This is a genomic window from Roseofilum acuticapitatum BLCC-M154 (assembly GCF_030068475.1).
Lineage (GTDB): Bacteria > Cyanobacteriota > Cyanobacteriia > Cyanobacteriales > Desertifilaceae > Roseofilum > Roseofilum acuticapitatum.
In genome coordinates, this window is record NZ_JAQOSP010000130.1 from 1 (window position 1) to 16,783 (window position 16,783).

At 49.0% G+C, this 16,783-nt stretch carries 9 protein-coding genes; 6 read left to right on the top strand and 3 right to left on the bottom strand.

What is annotated here, in order from left to right; all coding sequences use genetic code 11:
* Positions 1-86: 86 nt before the first annotated feature.
* The 3 genes from PMG71_RS20445 to PMG71_RS20455 all read right to left on the bottom strand — a co-directional run bounded on the left by PMG71_RS20445 (position 87) and on the right by PMG71_RS20455 (position 3,605).
* Positions 87-668: a calcium-binding protein gene (locus PMG71_RS20445; protein WP_283755577.1), complete on the bottom strand. Its 582-nt coding sequence runs from the start codon at positions 666-668 to the stop codon at positions 87-89.
* 120 nt (positions 669-788) lie between these two features.
* Complete coding sequence (locus PMG71_RS20450) at positions 789-1,418, bottom strand: RNA polymerase sigma factor (protein ID WP_283755578.1); 630 nt, start codon at positions 1,416-1,418, stop codon at positions 789-791.
* 531 nt (positions 1,419-1,949) lie between these two features.
* Positions 1,950-3,605 (bottom strand): hypothetical protein, encoded by a 1,656-nt coding sequence (locus PMG71_RS20455; RefSeq protein WP_283755579.1) that lies wholly within the window; start codon positions 3,603-3,605, stop codon positions 1,950-1,952.
* A 213-nt stretch (positions 3,606-3,818) separates the two neighbouring features.
* Between PMG71_RS20455 and PMG71_RS20460 the strand changes: the two genes are divergently transcribed.
* The 6 genes from PMG71_RS20460 (at position 3,819) to PMG71_RS20485 (ending at position 16,592) form a co-directional block, all read left to right on the top strand.
* Positions 3,819-5,912, top strand: a complete 2,094-nt coding sequence (locus tag PMG71_RS20460) for a RecQ family ATP-dependent DNA helicase (RefSeq protein ID WP_283755580.1) — start codon at positions 3,819-3,821, stop codon at positions 5,910-5,912.
* Positions 5,913-6,064: 152 nt separating this feature from the next.
* Entirely contained in the window at positions 6,065-7,390 is a 1,326-nt protein-coding gene (locus tag PMG71_RS20465) for a DNA-processing protein DprA (protein WP_283755581.1), read from the top strand.
* 269 nt (positions 7,391-7,659) lie between these two features.
* Positions 7,660-7,893: a HypC/HybG/HupF family hydrogenase formation chaperone gene (locus PMG71_RS20470; RefSeq protein ID WP_283755582.1), complete on the top strand. Its 234-nt coding sequence runs from the start codon at positions 7,660-7,662 to the stop codon at positions 7,891-7,893.
* 292 nt (positions 7,894-8,185) lie between these two features.
* The gene (nifJ, locus tag PMG71_RS20475) at positions 8,186-11,728 is read left to right on the top strand and encodes a pyruvate:ferredoxin (flavodoxin) oxidoreductase (RefSeq protein ID WP_283755583.1); all 3,543 of its coding nucleotides are present in this window, start codon (positions 8,186-8,188) and stop codon (positions 11,726-11,728) included.
* A 135-nt stretch (positions 11,729-11,863) separates the two neighbouring features.
* Positions 11,864-12,877: a dihydroorotate dehydrogenase-like protein gene (locus PMG71_RS20480; RefSeq protein WP_283755584.1), complete on the top strand. Its 1,014-nt coding sequence runs from the start codon at positions 11,864-11,866 to the stop codon at positions 12,875-12,877.
* 238 nt (positions 12,878-13,115) lie between these two features.
* Complete coding sequence (locus PMG71_RS20485; RefSeq protein WP_283755585.1) at positions 13,116-16,592, top strand: helicase-related protein; 3,477 nt, start codon at positions 13,116-13,118, stop codon at positions 16,590-16,592.
* Positions 16,593-16,783 lie beyond the last annotated feature (191 nt).

Consider the following 16,783-nt stretch of genomic DNA (forward strand, 5'->3'; position numbering starts at 1 on the left):
CAGCGCTTTGCGCTGTATTGGTGGACAGTAGGAAAAGATCCCCCCTTGCCCCCCTTAAAAAGGGGGGAATAGGAAAGTCCCCCTTTTTAAGGGGGATTTAGGGGGATCAAGATGTCCCACATAACAGCGAAAACTGCTGTAACTCCCGGAATCCCCGTCAAACGACCGATCGCAAAAATATCGTTGCCCCCGCCCCCAATCAACGTATCGCTGCCAATATCTCCAGAGAGGCGATCGTTGCCAGCCTCTCCTTGCAGTAGGTCATTATCTTTCCCACCCCAGAGGGTATCGTCTCCGCCATCGCCGATAAGAGTGTCTCGCCCTCTGTTGCCAAACAACAAATCACTCTCGACATCGGGAGTAGAACTGGGGTCTAAGGTTCCGCCCCGGATGAAATCGTCGCCTAAGTCACCCCAGATGGTGTCTGTGCCTAAATCGCCGTAAAGATGGTCGCCATCTTTGCCACCCCAAATGGTGTCATTGTCCCGTCCGCCAAATATCGTATCGCGTCCGGTGTTGCCTGCCAGGACATCGCCACCTTGATTGCCAAAGATGAGATCGTTAGCGCCCAATCCAGTGATGATATCGTTGCCTGCCAACGCTTGGATCATGTCAGCGTTCGGGGTTCCAATCAGGCGATCGTTGCCAAATGTACCGAGGATTTCCATAGTTAATGTTAGTGTTTGGACATTAAAAAGTTCTTTTCAAATCTTAGAGTTAAATTTCATGTGACAAAACGCTCAAGCTGTCCAGTTATTTACTCCAGGTTTAGTTTTTTTGTCTTCTATTTAATAAGACAGTTTTGGGTGGCAGTTTGTGAACTTTTCTGCCTCAAAATAGAGAAATTTCTTTCTTAAGGAGGACAACCGGGCCATTTTCCCGATAACAGGGCCATTTGCCAACGAAGAACTAGAGTCCTCTGTCACTCCCTCATACTCGTTCCATCGCTCTCGCAAAATGGCCCTGGCATTAGAAACCCGCTTGCGGGCAGTCCCCTGAGAAATCGCCAACCGTTCGGCTATCTCCTGGTAAGACAGCTCCTCCTTCCAGTAGAGAAAAAAAGTCTCCCGCAACTTGGGAGATAAATTATTTACCTCTTCCTCAAAAAAAAATTCGAGATCTTGCCGCGTAGCGGCAAGATCTGGTTCTTCTTCCTGGCTAACCCATAGCTCTTCCTTAGCTTCACAGGAAAATAGGCGATCGCGCTTTTTAAGCAGGTTCGTGCAAAGATTATTCACCAATCTGACCAACCACCCCTTCACATTATCAATAGGTTTGCTGCTGGTTCGCCAAGCCTCCCTAGCCCTAAGCATAGCCATACTCAGAGCATCTTCAGCCTCCGTTTGGTTCCCTTCCATCCGTCGGAGACAGCAACCGTAGAGATAATCTTGATACTGTTGCCACTCCCGCCAAAACACCGAATCAATACCTATAGTTCTTTTATGCCTACCTAGCATCTTTGTAACTACGTCTCCTTTCGGATAGCAAAAATTAAGCTAGACACCCTGGTTTTCTCAATTCTCTGTTTGCAATTTTGTTACCTCTGATTCTAAGATCCCGGTTTGCTGTCGTCAACAACCCAAGTCACTGTCAAATTTAAAATTTCGTGTTATAATTGCTCGTCCGTTGCAACTCTTACATTGCGTTGTTAACTTTTTCTATCAAAGGTGGGGGTGGTGCGTTGCGGCAAGGTCAATATTTTTCGTGAAAACCCATGATTGATCGATGCCGCAACACACCCTACCGGGGCGACATCATCATAGGTAGGGTGTGTTATGCGGTCAGAAAATGCGAATGTTTACAAATCAATGATATTTCCGCATAACGCACCATCCACAAAACCCCAAGTTCAATTTTGGGTTAAATTCACATATTTATTAATGGGATTTGTTGGTGGGGGCGACACCATGATAGGTAGGGTGTGTTATGCGGCCAGAAAATGCGAATGGTTACAAATCAATCATATTTCCGCATAACGCACCGTCTGAATTATTGGTTAAATTCTCAGAGAGCAGTCTAAAATGTACCTCTTCCTCAATGCCCAAAGATACCCGCACCCTAGTTAACAGCTCCAAAGACTGCTCAGAATTGGTCATCTTCTGTTCTAACATTTCCCGTAAAATCCCCTGATAAACCTGCACCTTCGACTCCTGACTAAATCCGGGTAAAACTTTAGCCAAAACATACACTTCTTGGGCTTTCAAATCTTCCAGGGAACGTCCTTCCAGAAATTCAGGAAAATTAATCTTCAATTTACTCAATTGCCGACGCAAACTACTGGCTACACTTTCCTTATGGTAGAGACTTAAGGAACGATTCCAAGTTCGGTATAACCACCCGGCGCTTAACAGGGGAACGAGAGCTTGAAGACCCCATTCAACGCATTCTGGTAATAACTCTAAAGTCGAATGGGTTCCGACAGAAAATAGAAAGTTAAAGGTGACAAAGGTAGCAACAGAAAATACATGATGACGAACTTTTTCCGCCGAAAATTCTCGATCTTGGCGCAGACAATAGGCTTTATAGGCTTTTTCGAGGCGGCATAAGATCACATAACTTGCTAAAGCGAATACGGCGAAGGTCAGAGGAACGGCAATTAATCGGGGAATGGGAATGGCTAGATTAAATAGGTAAAAGCCGGGGGTAAATAGTCTTTGCACTTGCTCCGGATCGTGAGTCCAAGCTCCAGAGTAAAAGTAGTTTAAATCTCCAGCATAGAAAATGTAATATAAGTAAAATGCAAGCACTAATCCCACATAGCCATAATGGAAAAACTTGCGCTCTGAATCTTTCAAAGAGTCCCAATAGCTGCGTTCTGCGTCAATGTCGAAACAAGCGGATTTACAGGCGACACAAGCGCTTTTTTCTTTCCCGGTTTCATCCATTGTCCGACACATGGATTGGGTGATTTTAGACGTGGTTTTTTCATGGGCGGGACTGCCCCATAATGCCCTGGGGCCGGTGTAGAATACTTCTATGGGGGCCATGGGACAAATATATTGACACCAGGTTTTACCCGCGAATAAATAGCCGACAAGGATACTGGCTAAGATGGTGGCACTCAGAAAAGCGGCTAACAGCAGACGATGGGAGTCTAAAAATAACATTCTCAGGCATAAACCGACAAAGAGAAATCCAAGTTGAAACAGGAGATGATGGCGACCGAGCCAAGAGTTGGGGTCAATTTTGACGACTTCTAAACGGATTTTACCGGTGCGAGGATTGGTGATTTGTTTTTGTCGTTGAATTCCCCATAAACGGGGCAGTTGGGAAAAGAAGGAGAGGGGGCAAATTCTGCGCCAACTTTCATGACCGAAGAGAAAAACGATACAGATGACTGCACCGACAATGACTCCCCAAAATACTCTGGTGGCGATCGCATAGGGACGCTCAATAAAACACTGTCCTTGCACCGTCACCACCTCATGACATCGTTGCGGATCGAAGACCCTCGGATCGAGACGCAGTAAGCTCCAGTGGGTATCCGGATGGGTTAACAGGGGTGAAATGGGGTCATAGATCAAAGATGCAATTAAGAGCAACCAGGCGATCGCCAGCAGCGATCGCACCCTTGTCATCTGTTTCTCAGGAACATTCTGTAACATCGTCAGTACCTCCTTGAACTTGCTTCCATCCTAGGAAACACAGCTAGAGAATGACCTGACTCCAAACACCCAAATCCACCTCACACTAGCACTAACCCCCCCTTCACAAAAAGACTAGAGCGGTCTAGTTCCCAAGGACTAGGCGATCGCCAGCAGCGTTATAATAACCACTAAGTTTTAACGTACTTCTACCTCTTTGAGTTGTATATTCATATGCCTAATGAACTCCGACAACAAGCCTTAAACTTTCTACGCATTGCCCTCAACAACCCCGGTGCAGACTTCAGAGACGGACAATGGGAAGCCATTGAAACCCTAGTCGAAAATCAAGCTCGTCTGCTCGTAGTACAACGCACCGGTTGGGGCAAAAGTCTAGTCTATTTTCTCGCAACTCGACTTCTACGCGATCGAGGAAATGGCCCCACCCTCCTCATTTCCCCCCTACTTGCCCTCATGCGAAACCAAATCAGCGCCGCCTCCAGAATTAACATCAAAGCCGCTACCATTAACTCCAGCAACCCAGAAGAATGGGACTCCGTAAAAAATCAGTTACTCACAGGACATATTGATATCTTACTCATCTCTCCCGAACGACTCGCGAACGAAAAATTCAACCAAACTATCCTCTTACCCATCTCTCAAAAAATTGGCTTATTTGTTGTCGATGAAGCCCACTGTATTTCCGACTGGGGACACGACTTTCGCCCAGATTATCGGCGCATTGTTCGCATTTTACAAGGTCTGCCTCCCAACATTCCCGCCCTAGGCACAACTGCCACCGCCAATAACCGCGTAGTTAACGACATTAAACATCAATTAGGATCAAATTTACAACTATCCAGAGGAACACTCACCCGCAAAAGCTTACAACTGCAAAATATTCATCTTCCCAGCCAAGCCGCGAGAATGGCATGGTTAGCCCAACATCTTCCTGACTTACCCGGAAGTGGCATTATTTATGCCTTAACTGTTCGAGATGCAGATCGCGTTTCTAAATGGTTAGAAACCCAAAACATTGATGCAAAAGCCTATCATGCCGGGTTAACAAATCAAGAACGGGAAAACTTAGAAGATCGACTTCTCAACAACCAAATCAAAGCCTTAGTCGCCACCACCGCTCTAGGAATGGGCTTTGATAAACCCGATTTAGGCTTTGTCATTCATTACCAGCGTCCCGGTTCAGTTGTCCATTACTATCAACAAGTCGGACGAGCCGGACGAGCCGTAGACCAAGCCTATGGCATTCTCTTAAGTGGTGAGGAAGACGACGAAATCACCGACTATTTTATTAATACCGCCTTTCCTCCAGAAGCCCATAACCAGCAAGTTTTAACCGTCCTCAATCAAGCCGAAAATGGTTTATCTCTAACTCAAATCGAACAATACTCTAACCTTTCTAGAAGTCAAATTGAGAAAGTCTTAAAACTCCTCTCTTTAGAATCTCCTGCACCAGTCATCAAGCGCGGTTCTCAGTGGAATGCCACCCCTACAGCTATCCATTATCAACCCAACCGCGAAAAAATTGACCACTTAACCCAAATTCGCCGCGCTGAACAAGCTCAAATGCAAGACTATATGAAGAGTCAACAATGCCTTATGGTATTTCTAGCGCAAGCCTTAGATGATTTTAATACAACGCCCTGCGGTCAATGTGCGGCCTGCTTAGGTCAAAGCTTAATCCCGGAAACCTACTCCCAAGAGTTACTCAATCAAGCGTTTCACTTTTTGCGCCGTAGCCATCTTGTAATTGAACCGCGAAAACAATGGAAAGCTCAAGCTTTATCAACTTATAATTTTTCGGGTAACATTCAAAAAAACCTAAAACCAGAACCAGGAAGATCCTTATCCCTTTGGGGGGATGCAGGATGGGGAGAACTCGTCAGAAAAGGGAAGTATCAAGATCATCATTTTGATGATAGCTTAGTGCAGGGTGCTTTAGAGATGATTCAACGCTGGCATCCCCAACCTTTTCCCACTTGGGTAACTTGCGTACCCTCTTTGAAGCGTCCCGAACTGGTTCCCAACTTTGCCCAAAGATTGGCTCACCAGCTTAATTTACCCTTTGTCCCGGTCGTGCGGAAAGTGCGATATAATAAGGAACAAAAAGAGATGAATAATAGTTACCAACAAGCACATAATTTAGACGGTGTATTTACTATCGACACTTGGCCAGGAATTCATGGAGCAGTATTCCTAGTCGATGATATTGTCGATTCTCGTTGGACATTTACAGTAATTTCAGCCCTCTTAAAACGTGCGGGAAGTGGTGCGGTTTTTCCTCTGGCTTTAGCTTTGAATTCTTTTTAGAGAGCTGAAAATAATTACAATACTTCTCCCTACAATGAGCTACAGTAGGGTAAGATCCCCCCTACCCCCCTTAATAAGGGGGGGAATAAAACAGTCACCCTTATTAAGGGGGATTTAGGGGGATCAAAACGTAGCCTATAAAAAAATGCTGTATGGATAATCATTTACTCTCGTTAGATACTCAAGCCATTTTACTCCTCTGTGCCAGTTTTGGCGAAGATCGACTTTCTTTTCCTCAGCCGTTAAAGTTGAGTGAATACAATACTTTAGTTGCTTGGCTAAAAGAAAACCAGATGCGTCCGGGTAGTTTACTCACTTCATCCGGTCAAGATAAACTACATAATGCGTCTCTTCATAAGCTGGATAATTCTCGGATCAAGACTTTACTAGAACGAGGATTTTTGCTGAGTTTATCTGTAGAAAAATGGACGCAACAGGGCTTATGGATAGTCGGACGGGGCGATCCTAACTATCCCGTGCGACTGAAAGAGAGATTAAAACAAAAAGCCCCTCCTATTCTCTATGGCGTGGGAAAACAGGAATTATTGGAAAAAGGGGGTCTAGCAATTGTCGGTTCTCGGAATATTAGTCAAGAAGAAATCAATTATACTCGTCAAGTGACCCAGATTTGTGCCAATCAGAATCTTCAAGTCATTTCTGGTGGAGCGCGGGGAATCGATCAAACTTCAATGTTGGGAACGTTGGAAGCATCGGGAACTGTGGTTGGCGTTTTGGCTGATAGTTTAATTAAGACGGCTCTAAATAAAAAATATCGTACTGCTATTGCTGAAGAAAGATTAACTTTAATTTCTGCCTACGATCCCGATGCGGGTTTTCATATTGGTAATGCTATGGGGCGAAATAAATATATTTATAGTTTAGCTGATTATGCATTGGTGGTCACCTCTGATTATGAAAAAGGGGGGACTTGGGCGGGTGCAAAAGAAGCGCTAGAAAAAATTAAGGATGTTCCTGTTTTTGTCAAGGTTGAAAATTCTGTCTCGGAAGGGAATCAACAGTTAATGCATCAAGGAGCAAAAGGTTTTCCGGCGCTCTCTTGTTCTGCTTTGAGTCAATCCTTAAGGGAAGAATTAGAACGGTTGAGTGGAGAAACTGCTACCGAGGAATTAAAGCTCGTGAGCCATCCGATAGAAGAGGATGAGGATCAAGAGAAAGAAAGCATTCTACATCCGAGTCAATTGAGGAATGATGTCACTCAAGAGCGGGTGAGCAAGCCTAAAGATATTTATGAGGCGGTTTTACCGTTTATTCTGGAAGCTTTAGCTCAACCCCTCGATCTTAAGTCTCTGGTTGAACGTTTGCAGGTGAGACAGGGGCAACTCCAGGATTGGTTGAAGAGAGCGGAAGAGGAGGGGAAGGTGACAAAAACCAAGAAACCGGTGCGGTATGTGGCGAATCTTGAAGAGAGTCAACTTTCTTTACTCTCAGAGTCTGAATCTATAGATATACCCCTTTGAGCGATCGCAAGATCCCCCCTAGCCCTAAAAAAGGGGGAAAGGTGTCGAGCAAGATGTTCCCTAGAAAAAGGCAGCGAGTAAGATGTTTGTCCTTCGGACACGCTACGCTAACGCACTCCTTGCTTCGCCATAACCCCGATTTAACCCAACTGGATATTATTAAAAAAATCCTGTTTTTTTTGTCTAATTCCCCATTCTATGATACTCCTGATAGCAAGCAGTTCTCTTAACGAATGCTTAAAAGAAGATTAAATCTAAAGAGGCTGAAAATGTGTTTAGCAGTACCCGGAAAAATTATTAGCATCGCTGGTGACGATCCCCTGACAAAAATGGGTCGGGTCAGCTTTGGCGGAGTGATCAAAGAAGTCAGTTTAGCCTATGTGCCCGAAGTCCAAATCGATGACTATGTATTGGTTCACGTCGGTTTTGCCCTGTCCATTGTCGATCAAAGGGAAGCCGAACAAACCTTAGCTGATTTACAACAAATTAATACATTCAGTTAAATAAGATTAAGAACCTAGTCCAAACGGTAGGAAGGTATTAGATGATCAGAAAAGAATTGACTGGACTAGGAACCCAACAAAGCACCCAAAAATAATCTCTGCACGATCCTAGAGTTAGCCCAATTGAACCTCTCAGGGGAGTGCAAGTTTTGACCCCCATAAATGCAGTCGAGAAAAACAATAGGATGGTTGTTTTAACTCTCGAATTAGACCCCCAACCTAGGGAAAAAAGTCAGCAGCCCTGAGCTGTATCCATTCATCTTCAGTCGTAGACCGAAAGGACTCGAAACTTATGAACACCAAAAACTATGCAACACTAGACGGCAACGAGGCAGTGGCCCGTGTTGCGTACAAACTCAACGAAGTCATTGCCATTTATCCCATTACTCCTTCCTCTCCGATGGGAGAATGGGCCGATGCCTGGATGTCAGAGGGGCGGCCCAACCTATGGGGAACCGTACCCTCAGTAGTAGAAATGCAAAGTGAAGGGGGAGCCGCAGGAGCAGTCCATGGATCGCTACAGGGGGGGTCTTTAACGACGACCTTTACGGCATCTCAGGGGCTGTTGCTGATGATCCCCAACCTCTACAAAATTGCTGGGGAACTGACATCAGCCGTATTGCATGTGGCTGCTCGCTCAGTTGCCGCTCAAGCCCTCTCCATTTTCGGCGATCATTCCGATGTGATGGCAGCTCGCTCTACGGGTTGCGCTCTACTCTGTTCGGCATCGATACAAGAAGCTCATGATTTAGCACTGGTGGCTCAAGCGGCTTCCCTGAAGTCCAGAGTGCCCTTTATCCACTTCTTCGATGGGTTCCGGACTTCCCATGAAGTGCAGAAGATCGAACTGCTAGAGGAGAGTGTCCTCCGGGCGATCATTGACGATCGCACCGTCTTTGACCATCGATCGCGAGGCCTAACCCCCGATCGCCCCATGCTGCGCGGAACTGCCCAAAACCCCGATGTCTTCTTCCAAGCCAGAGAAAGCCTTAACCCCTTCTATGATGTCTGTGCCGAAGAAGTCCAGAAAGCCATGGATCAGTTCGCCGAACTCACCGGACGCAGATATCAACCCTACGAATACCACGGCGCACCGGATGCCGAGCGCGTGGTAATCCTTATGGGTTCCGGCTGTGAAACCGCCCATGAAACCATCGATTATCTGATGGCTCAAGGGGAAAAAGTGGGCGTGCTAAAAGTTCGCATGTATCGCCCCTGGGATGGCAGCAAGTTAATTAACGCTCTGCCAGAAACCGTCAAGGCGATCGCCGTTTTAGACCGCACCAAAGAACCTGGCGCATCCGGCGAACCCCTCTATTTAGATGTGGTCACCGCTTACCATGAAACCGATCGCCCCACCCCTAAAATTGTTGGCGGACGCTATGGCTTATCTTCCAAAGAATTTAACCCAGCCATGGTCAAGAGCGTCCTCGACAACCTCAGCCAAGAATCCCCCAAAAATCACTTTACCGTCGGTATTAACGACGACCTCAGCCATACCTCCCTCACCACCGATGAAAATTTCTCCATCGAACCCGATAGCGTCGTGCGGGCCATGTTCTATGGCTTAGGTTCAGATGGTACAGTGGGAGCAAACAAGAACTCCATCAAGATTATCGGTAACGATACCGACAACTACGCCCAAGGTTACTTTGTTTACGACTCCAAGAAATCCGGCGCGGTTACCGTCTCTCACCTACGGTTTGGCCCCGATCCCATTCGCAGCACCTATCTGATCACCCAAGCTAACTTTGTGGGCTGTCACCAATGGACATTCCTAGAAAAACTCCAGGTCTTGGGATCGGCGGCTCCCGGTGCAGTCTTCCTGCTCAACAGTCCCTACGGCCCCAATGAAGTCTGGGATAAACTGCCCTTGGAAATCCAAGAAGTGATAGTACGCCAAGGTCTGAAGTTCTATGTGATCGATGCCAACCAGGTGGCACGGGACACCGGTATGGGGAATCGGATCAACACCATTATGCAGACCTGCTTCTTCGCCTTAGCAGGCATTTTACCCAGGGATGAGGCGATCGCCCAAATTAAGAAGGCGATCGAAAAAACCTATGGTAAGAAAGGGGCAGAAATTGTCAAACTCAACATCAAAGCCGTCGATCAAACCCTAGATAATCTCTATGAGGTCAACGTCGGCCAAGCCAATAGCACCGTCCATATTATGCCCTCCGTTGGCGATGCGGCTCCCGAATTCGTGCGCGAAGTCGAAGGCATCATGCTGGCTCGCCAAGGGGATAACCTACCCGTCAGCAAGCTCCCCTGTGATGGAACCTATCCCACCGGAACCTCGAAATGGGAAAAACGCAATGTAGCCCAAGAAATTCCCGTTTGGGACCCCGATGTTTGCGTGCAATGCGGTAAATGTATTGCTGTTTGTCCCCATGCCACCATTCGCGGTAAAGCCTACGATCCCAGTGCTTTAGGCAATGCGCCAGAAAGCTTCAAGTCCATCGATGTCAAAGATAAGGCCTTTTCGGGACAAAAATTCACCATTCAAGTGGCTCCTGAAGATTGTACCGGATGCGGGGTTTGCGTCGATGTCTGCCCGGCTAAAAATAAATCCATGCCGTCAAAACGGGCGATTAACATGGAGCCTCAGATCCCCTTGCGGGAACAAGAGCGCCAAAATTGGGACTTCTTCCTCGGTTTACCGAATCCCGATCGCTCTACATTAAATCTAGAGCGCATTCGTCAGCAGCAATGGCAAGAACCCCTCTTTGAGTTCTCTGGAGCGTGTGCCGGTTGTGGAGAAACCCCCTATATTAAACTGGCGACTCAGTTATTCGGCGATCGCATGGTCATCGCTAATGCCACCGGATGCTCCTCCATCTACGGCGGCAACTTACCCACCACCCCCTACACCGTCAACAGTGAAGGACGGGGCCCCAGTTGGTCAAATAGCCTGTTTGAAGATAACGCCGAATTTGGCTTAGGCTTCCAATTAGCTATTTCCAAACATCAGAGCTTTGCCTGCGAACTGGTGCAGAAACTAGCCGGAACCCTAGGGGATAACTTAGTTAGCCAAATCCTCAACAACACTCAAGCCACAGAAGCCGATATTTACGAACAACGGCAATATGTGGCCCAAGTGAAAGAAAAACTCGCTGGGAACACCGACCCCGACGCGCAGCAACTGCTCAGTTTAGCCGACTATTTGGTGAAAAAATCCATCTGGATCGTCGGGGGTGATGGTTGGGCTTATGACATCGGCTACGGTGGTTTAGACCATGTGCTGGCATCCGGCCGCAATGTCAATGTCCTAGTCATGGATACAGAAGTCTACTCCAATACCGGGGGTCAATCCTCCAAAGCCACCCCCAGAGGAGCCGTTGCTAAATTTGCCGCCGGTGGTAAACCCGCACCCAAGAAAGACTTAGGTCTGATTGCCATGACCTACGGCAATATCTACGTCGGTTCTGTGGCTCTTGGGGCACGGGATGAACACACCCTGAAAGTCTTCCTAGAAGCCGAAGCCTATGACGGGCCCTCCTTGATTATTGCGTACTCCCACTGTATCGCCCATGGTATTAATATGACCACAGCTATGAGCCATCAGAAAGCCATTGTCGAAAGTGGTCGCTGGTTGCTCTATCGCTACGATCCCAGACGCACAGAAGCTGGTGAAAATCCACTACAATTGGATTCCAAATCGCCCAAGAAAGGCGTTAAAGACTCCATGTACGCCGAAAACCGGTTCAAGATGCTGACCAAAACCAAACCGGAAGACGCAAAACGCCTGTTGCAAGAAGCCCAACAGGATGTCAATACCCGGTGGGAAATGTATAAATATCTCGCCGAACGGAGCCTGAACTCGGAAGAATAGCTCCCCTTGGAGTTAGAGGACACGGAGACACGGGGACACGGGGACACGAAGATTTCTATTACTCCCCCATTCCCCCACTCCCCCACTCCCCCATTCCCTATTCCCTATTCCCTATTACCCAACCCACGTAATACCATGGATTTAACCACTACTTATTTAGGCCTGAATTTGCGATCGCCCATCGTTCCCAGTGCAGCCCTTCCCCTCTCAGAAGATATCGACACCATTAAACGCCTCGAAGATGCCGGTGCTGCTGCCGTTGTTCTCCATTCTCTCTTTGAAGAACAGCTCCTGCGAGAAAAATTTGAATTGCACCATCACCTGGAATATGGGACAGAAAGCTTTGCCGAAGCCCTCTCCTATTTCCCAGAACCCGATGAATTCCATGTTGGCCCAGAACTGTACTTAAAGCACATTCGCCAAGCCAAAGCAGCCGTCAATATTCCCATCATTGGCAGTCTCAACGGCTTCTCCTCTGGGGGATGGGTCGAATATGCCAAACTGATGCAAGAAGCAGGCGCAGACGCGATCGAGTTAAACATCTATTATGTGCCCACGGACTTTAATATGACTGGCGCACAGGTGGAACAAAACTATATCGATACCCTCAGCGAAGTCAAAAAAGAAGTTACCATTCCCGTTGCTCTCAAACTGAGTCCCTTTTTCAGCAACATGGCCAACATGGCTAAACGGTTGAGTGAAACCGGAGCCGATGGCTTAGTGCTGTTTAACCGCTTCCTGCAACCGGATATTAACGCCGAAGATTTAGAGATAGAAGTCGGTTCTGTCCTCAGCAGTACCCATGACTTGCGTTTACCCATGCGCTGGATTGCCATTCTCTATGGTCGCATTAATGACTGTGACCTAGCTGCCACCAGTGGCGTACAACGGGGTCATGATGTGATTAAACTTCTCATGGCTGGCGCATCGGTAACTCAGGTTTGCTCGACTCTATTGCGCCATGGCATTGGCCATATCCAAGTCATGGAAGAGGAAATTAACCATTGGATGGAAGAACATGGTTATGAATCTGTCAAGCAAATGCAGGGTTCCATGTCTCAGCTCCATTGTGAGGATGAATCCGCCTACGAACGGGCCCAATATATGCGGGCGATTACCTCGTATAATCCGACTCATAGTTTAGTCTAGTTGACTAGCCCTCTCCCACGCTTGTCTTGTAGGGGTTTTAAGATACCCTCTCAATTTGGCTAAAAATCATCCAATATCACCAGGTTTGCTGGTGTGTTGACAATCTGTAGGGGCGAACGGCCGTTCGCCCCTACATACCAAATCGTAGTTCAATGAAACCCCTACAAGATTAGCTCCCACGGGAGAGGGACGTATCGCCCCATTCCCCCACTCCCCCATTCCCCCATCCTCCTCAACCATGGCTCAACTCGAAGACCTGACGACGGGGGCAACCGTCAAAGGAATTTTGCCTAATCAGACAGTCACCGTTATTCATGTGAAGTGGTGTGGCGAAGTCGTTGAGCTAACCTACAAAGATATCAATGGACAGCCCCATAATGAACTCCTCTTTCGAGACCAAGAGTCCAACCTAGAAATCGTTGCCGAAGGGCAACCCTGGAGCTTTGACGGGGATGGAGCCTTGCTGCGGCTGGTGTCCGAAGCCCATCGCATTCGACTTGCCCACCTCTTCGATCCCTTCTTAGCCGTCCATACCTCCCTGGTCGAACCCCTACCCCATCAAATTACCGCCGTCTATGGAGAAATGCTCCCTCGTCAGCCCCTGCGGTTTCTCCTCGCTGATGATCCAGGAGCAGGCAAAACCATTATGGCCGGGCTGTTTATCCAAGAGCTACGGATTCGAGGAGACTTGCAACGGTGTCTAATTGTTTGCCCTGGCAGTCTAGCCATACAGTGGCAAGATGAACTGTCGCAAAAATTTCATCTCCCCTTCGAGATTTTAACCCCCGATCGCCTAGAATCCGCTCGTACCGGCAACGCCTTCACCGAAATTCCCCTGCTGATTGCGCGGCTCGATCAGCTCAGTCGCAATCCAGAACTCCAAGCCAAACTCGACCAAACCGACTGGGATTTAGTCGTTGTCGATGAAGCCCATAAAATGTCCGCCTCCTTTTTTGGCGGTGAAGTCCGGGAAACCAAACGCTACAAACTCGGTAAACGGCTCTCCACCCTCACCCGCCATTTTTTACTGATGAGTGCCACCCCCCATAACGGTAAAGAAGAAGACTTTCAGCTCTTCCTGGCCCTTCTGGATGGCGATCGCTTTGAAGGACGCTTTCGAGATGGGGTGCATATCTGCGACACCTCCGACCTGATCCGCCGTCTCGTCAAAGAAGACCTACTCAAATTTGATGCCAAACCCCTCTTCCCCGAACGTCGCGCCCATACCGTCAACTACCAACTCTCTGACCTAGAAAGCCTGCTCTACAAACAAGTCACCGACTACGTGCGAGAAGAATTCAACCGCGCCGAAGCCCTCCTCAACCAGGGTCGTAAAGGAACCGTCGGCTTTGCCCTCACCATCCTACAGCGCCGCCTCGCCTCCTCCCCAGAAGCCATCTACCAGTCCCTCAAACGGCGGCGAGAAAGATTACAAAAACGGCTCAGGGAAGAAAAACTCCTCAAACGGGGCCTCACCGCAGAACTCGAATTTCGCCTCACTATCGACCCAGAAGACTGGGATGATGACTTTGACGACGCATCCAGCGAAGAACGAGAAACCACCGAACAAGAAGTCATCGACCAAGCCACCGCCGCCCGTACCATTGCCGAATTAGAAGCCGAAATTAACCACCTCAGCCAACTCGAAACCCTCGCCCAACGAGTCCGACAAAGCGGTACAGATTGCAAATGGGATGAACTCTCCAAACTCCTGCAAAACCAAGCCGAAATGTTCCATGCCCAAGGATATCGGCGCAAACTCGTCATCTTCACCGAACATCGAGACACCCTCAACTACCTGAGCGATCGCATTCGCACCCTCCTCGGCCGTCCCGAAGCCGTCGTTACCATTCAAGGGGGCCTCGGTCGAGAGGAGCGCAAACGAGTCGAAGAAGCCTTCAAACAAAATATCGAAGTCGAAGTCCTAATCGCCACCGATGCCGCCGGAGAAGGCATCAACCTGCAACGGGCCCACCTGATGGTCAACTATGACCTCCCCTGGAACCCCAACCGCCTAGAACAGCGCTTTGGTCGCATTCACCGCATTGGCCAAACCGAAGTCTGCCACCTCTGGAACCTCGTCGCCGCCGAAACCCGCGAAGGCGATGTCTATCTCGCCCTACTCAAAAAACTCGAAATCGAGCAAAAAGCCCTAGGCGGCAAAGTCTTTGATGTCCTTGGCAAAGCCATTGCCGGTAAAGAACTGCGCGAACTCCTCATTCAAGCCATCCGTTACGGCGATCGCCCCGACATCAAAGCCAAACTCGACCAACAACTGAGCGATCGCCTCGACCAAACCCGCCTCCGAGACCTTCTCGAACAACGGGCCCTAGCGCGGGACTCCATGGACACCAGCCAAATCCAACAGATCCGCCAAGACATGGAGCGGGCCCAAGCCCGCAAACTCCAACCCCACTTCATCACCGCCTTCTTCCTCCAAGCCTTCACCCAACTCGGCGGAACCCTACGGGAACGCGAACCCCGACGCTACCAAATCACCCGCGTCCCCCCCTGCATTCGCCATCAACAGCAGCGCCTCGGCAGCCGGCCCATCTCCCCCAGCTACGAGCGCGTCTGCTTCCAAAAAGACCTCATGAACCTACCCGGCAAACCCCCAGCCGACTTCATCTGTCCCAGCCATCCCCTCCTAGAAGCCACCCTTGACCTCATCCTAGAGCGCCACCGAGACATCCTGCGCCAAGGAGCCATCCTCGTAGACGAAAACGACCCCAGCTCCCACCTCCGAACCCTCATCACCCTCGAACACACCATCCAAGACGCTCGCCCCCAAAAACAAACCCATCAGCGCATCGTCTCCCGCCAGATGCAATATGTCGAAATCAGCACCACCGGAGAAACCCAAAACGCCGGCCATGCCCCCTACCTCAACTATCGGCCCTTACAGCCCTCAGAAGCCCCCCTCATCCCCCCCCTGATCGACAACCTGCAACTGCGACAAGACCTCGAAAACCAAGCCACCCACTACGCCATCACCCACCTCGTCAGGCCTCACCTCGACCAAATCCGCCAGCACAAACACACCCTCATCGACAAAACCATCCGCGCCGTCAAAGACCGACTCACCAAAGAAATCAACCACTGGGATCACCGCGCCGCCCAACTCCAGCTCCAAGAACAAGCCGGAAAACCCAACGCCAAACTCAACTCCAGCAAAGCCCAACAAAGAGCCGACGAACTCGCCGCCCGACTGCAAAAACGCCTAGAAGAACTCGAACAAGAACGTCAACTCTCCCCCCTGCCCCCCGTCGTCGTTGGCGGAGCCTTAATCATCCCCCTCAGTCTTCTGCACCCCCAACGCCTCGCCGACCCCCAAGCCAAAAAACGCATCGAACAAGCCGCCATGGCCGCCGTCATCGCCGCAGAACAACAACAAGGCTATCACCCCATCGATGTCAGCGCCCAAAAATGCGGCTATGACATCGAATCCCAAAACCCCGAAACCGGTCAACTGCGCTTTATCGAAGTCAAAGGCAGAATCGAAGGAGCCGAAACCGTCACCATCACCAAAAACGAAATCCTCACCGCCCTCAACCAACCCGAAAACTACCGACTCGCCCTAGTCCAAGTCCCTCCTGCCCTAGAACCCTGTCAGATCCGCTACATCAAAAATCCCTTTCAACGGGAACCAGACTTTGCCGCATGTAGCGTTAATTACTCCTGGCAGGAATTATGGGATCAAGGATACTCTTCGTGATCTCTGTGTCTCTGTGGTAGATTAAAACCACGGAGCCACGGAGGGCACGGAGAGGTTTCCGTAGGGGGAGAGTTCCTTGGTGATCTCTGTGTCTCTGTGGTAGATTAAAACCACGGAGCCACGGAGGGCACGGAGAGGTTTCCGTAGGGGGAGAGTTCCTTGGTGATCTCTGTGTCTCTGTGGTAGATTAA

Coding starts and splice junctions, on each gene's coding strand:
- PMG71_RS20445 (WP_283755577.1), bottom strand. CDS start 668: ATGGAAATCCTCGGTACATTTGGCAACGATCGCCTGATTGGAACCCCG.
- PMG71_RS20455 (WP_283755579.1), bottom strand. CDS start 3,605: ATGTTACAGAATGTTCCTGAGAAACAGATGACAAGGGTGCGATCGCTG.
- PMG71_RS20460 (WP_283755580.1), top strand. CDS start 3,819: ATGCCTAATGAACTCCGACAACAAGCCTTAAACTTTCTACGCATTGCC.
- PMG71_RS20465 (WP_283755581.1), top strand. CDS start 6,065: ATGGATAATCATTTACTCTCGTTAGATACTCAAGCCATTTTACTCCTC.
- PMG71_RS20470 (WP_283755582.1), top strand. CDS start 7,660: ATGTGTTTAGCAGTACCCGGAAAAATTATTAGCATCGCTGGTGACGAT.
- nifJ (WP_283755583.1), top strand. CDS start 8,186: ATGAACACCAAAAACTATGCAACACTAGACGGCAACGAGGCAGTGGCC.
- PMG71_RS20480 (WP_283755584.1), top strand. CDS start 11,864: ATGGATTTAACCACTACTTATTTAGGCCTGAATTTGCGATCGCCCATC.
- PMG71_RS20485 (WP_283755585.1), top strand. CDS start 13,116: ATGGCTCAACTCGAAGACCTGACGACGGGGGCAACCGTCAAAGGAATT.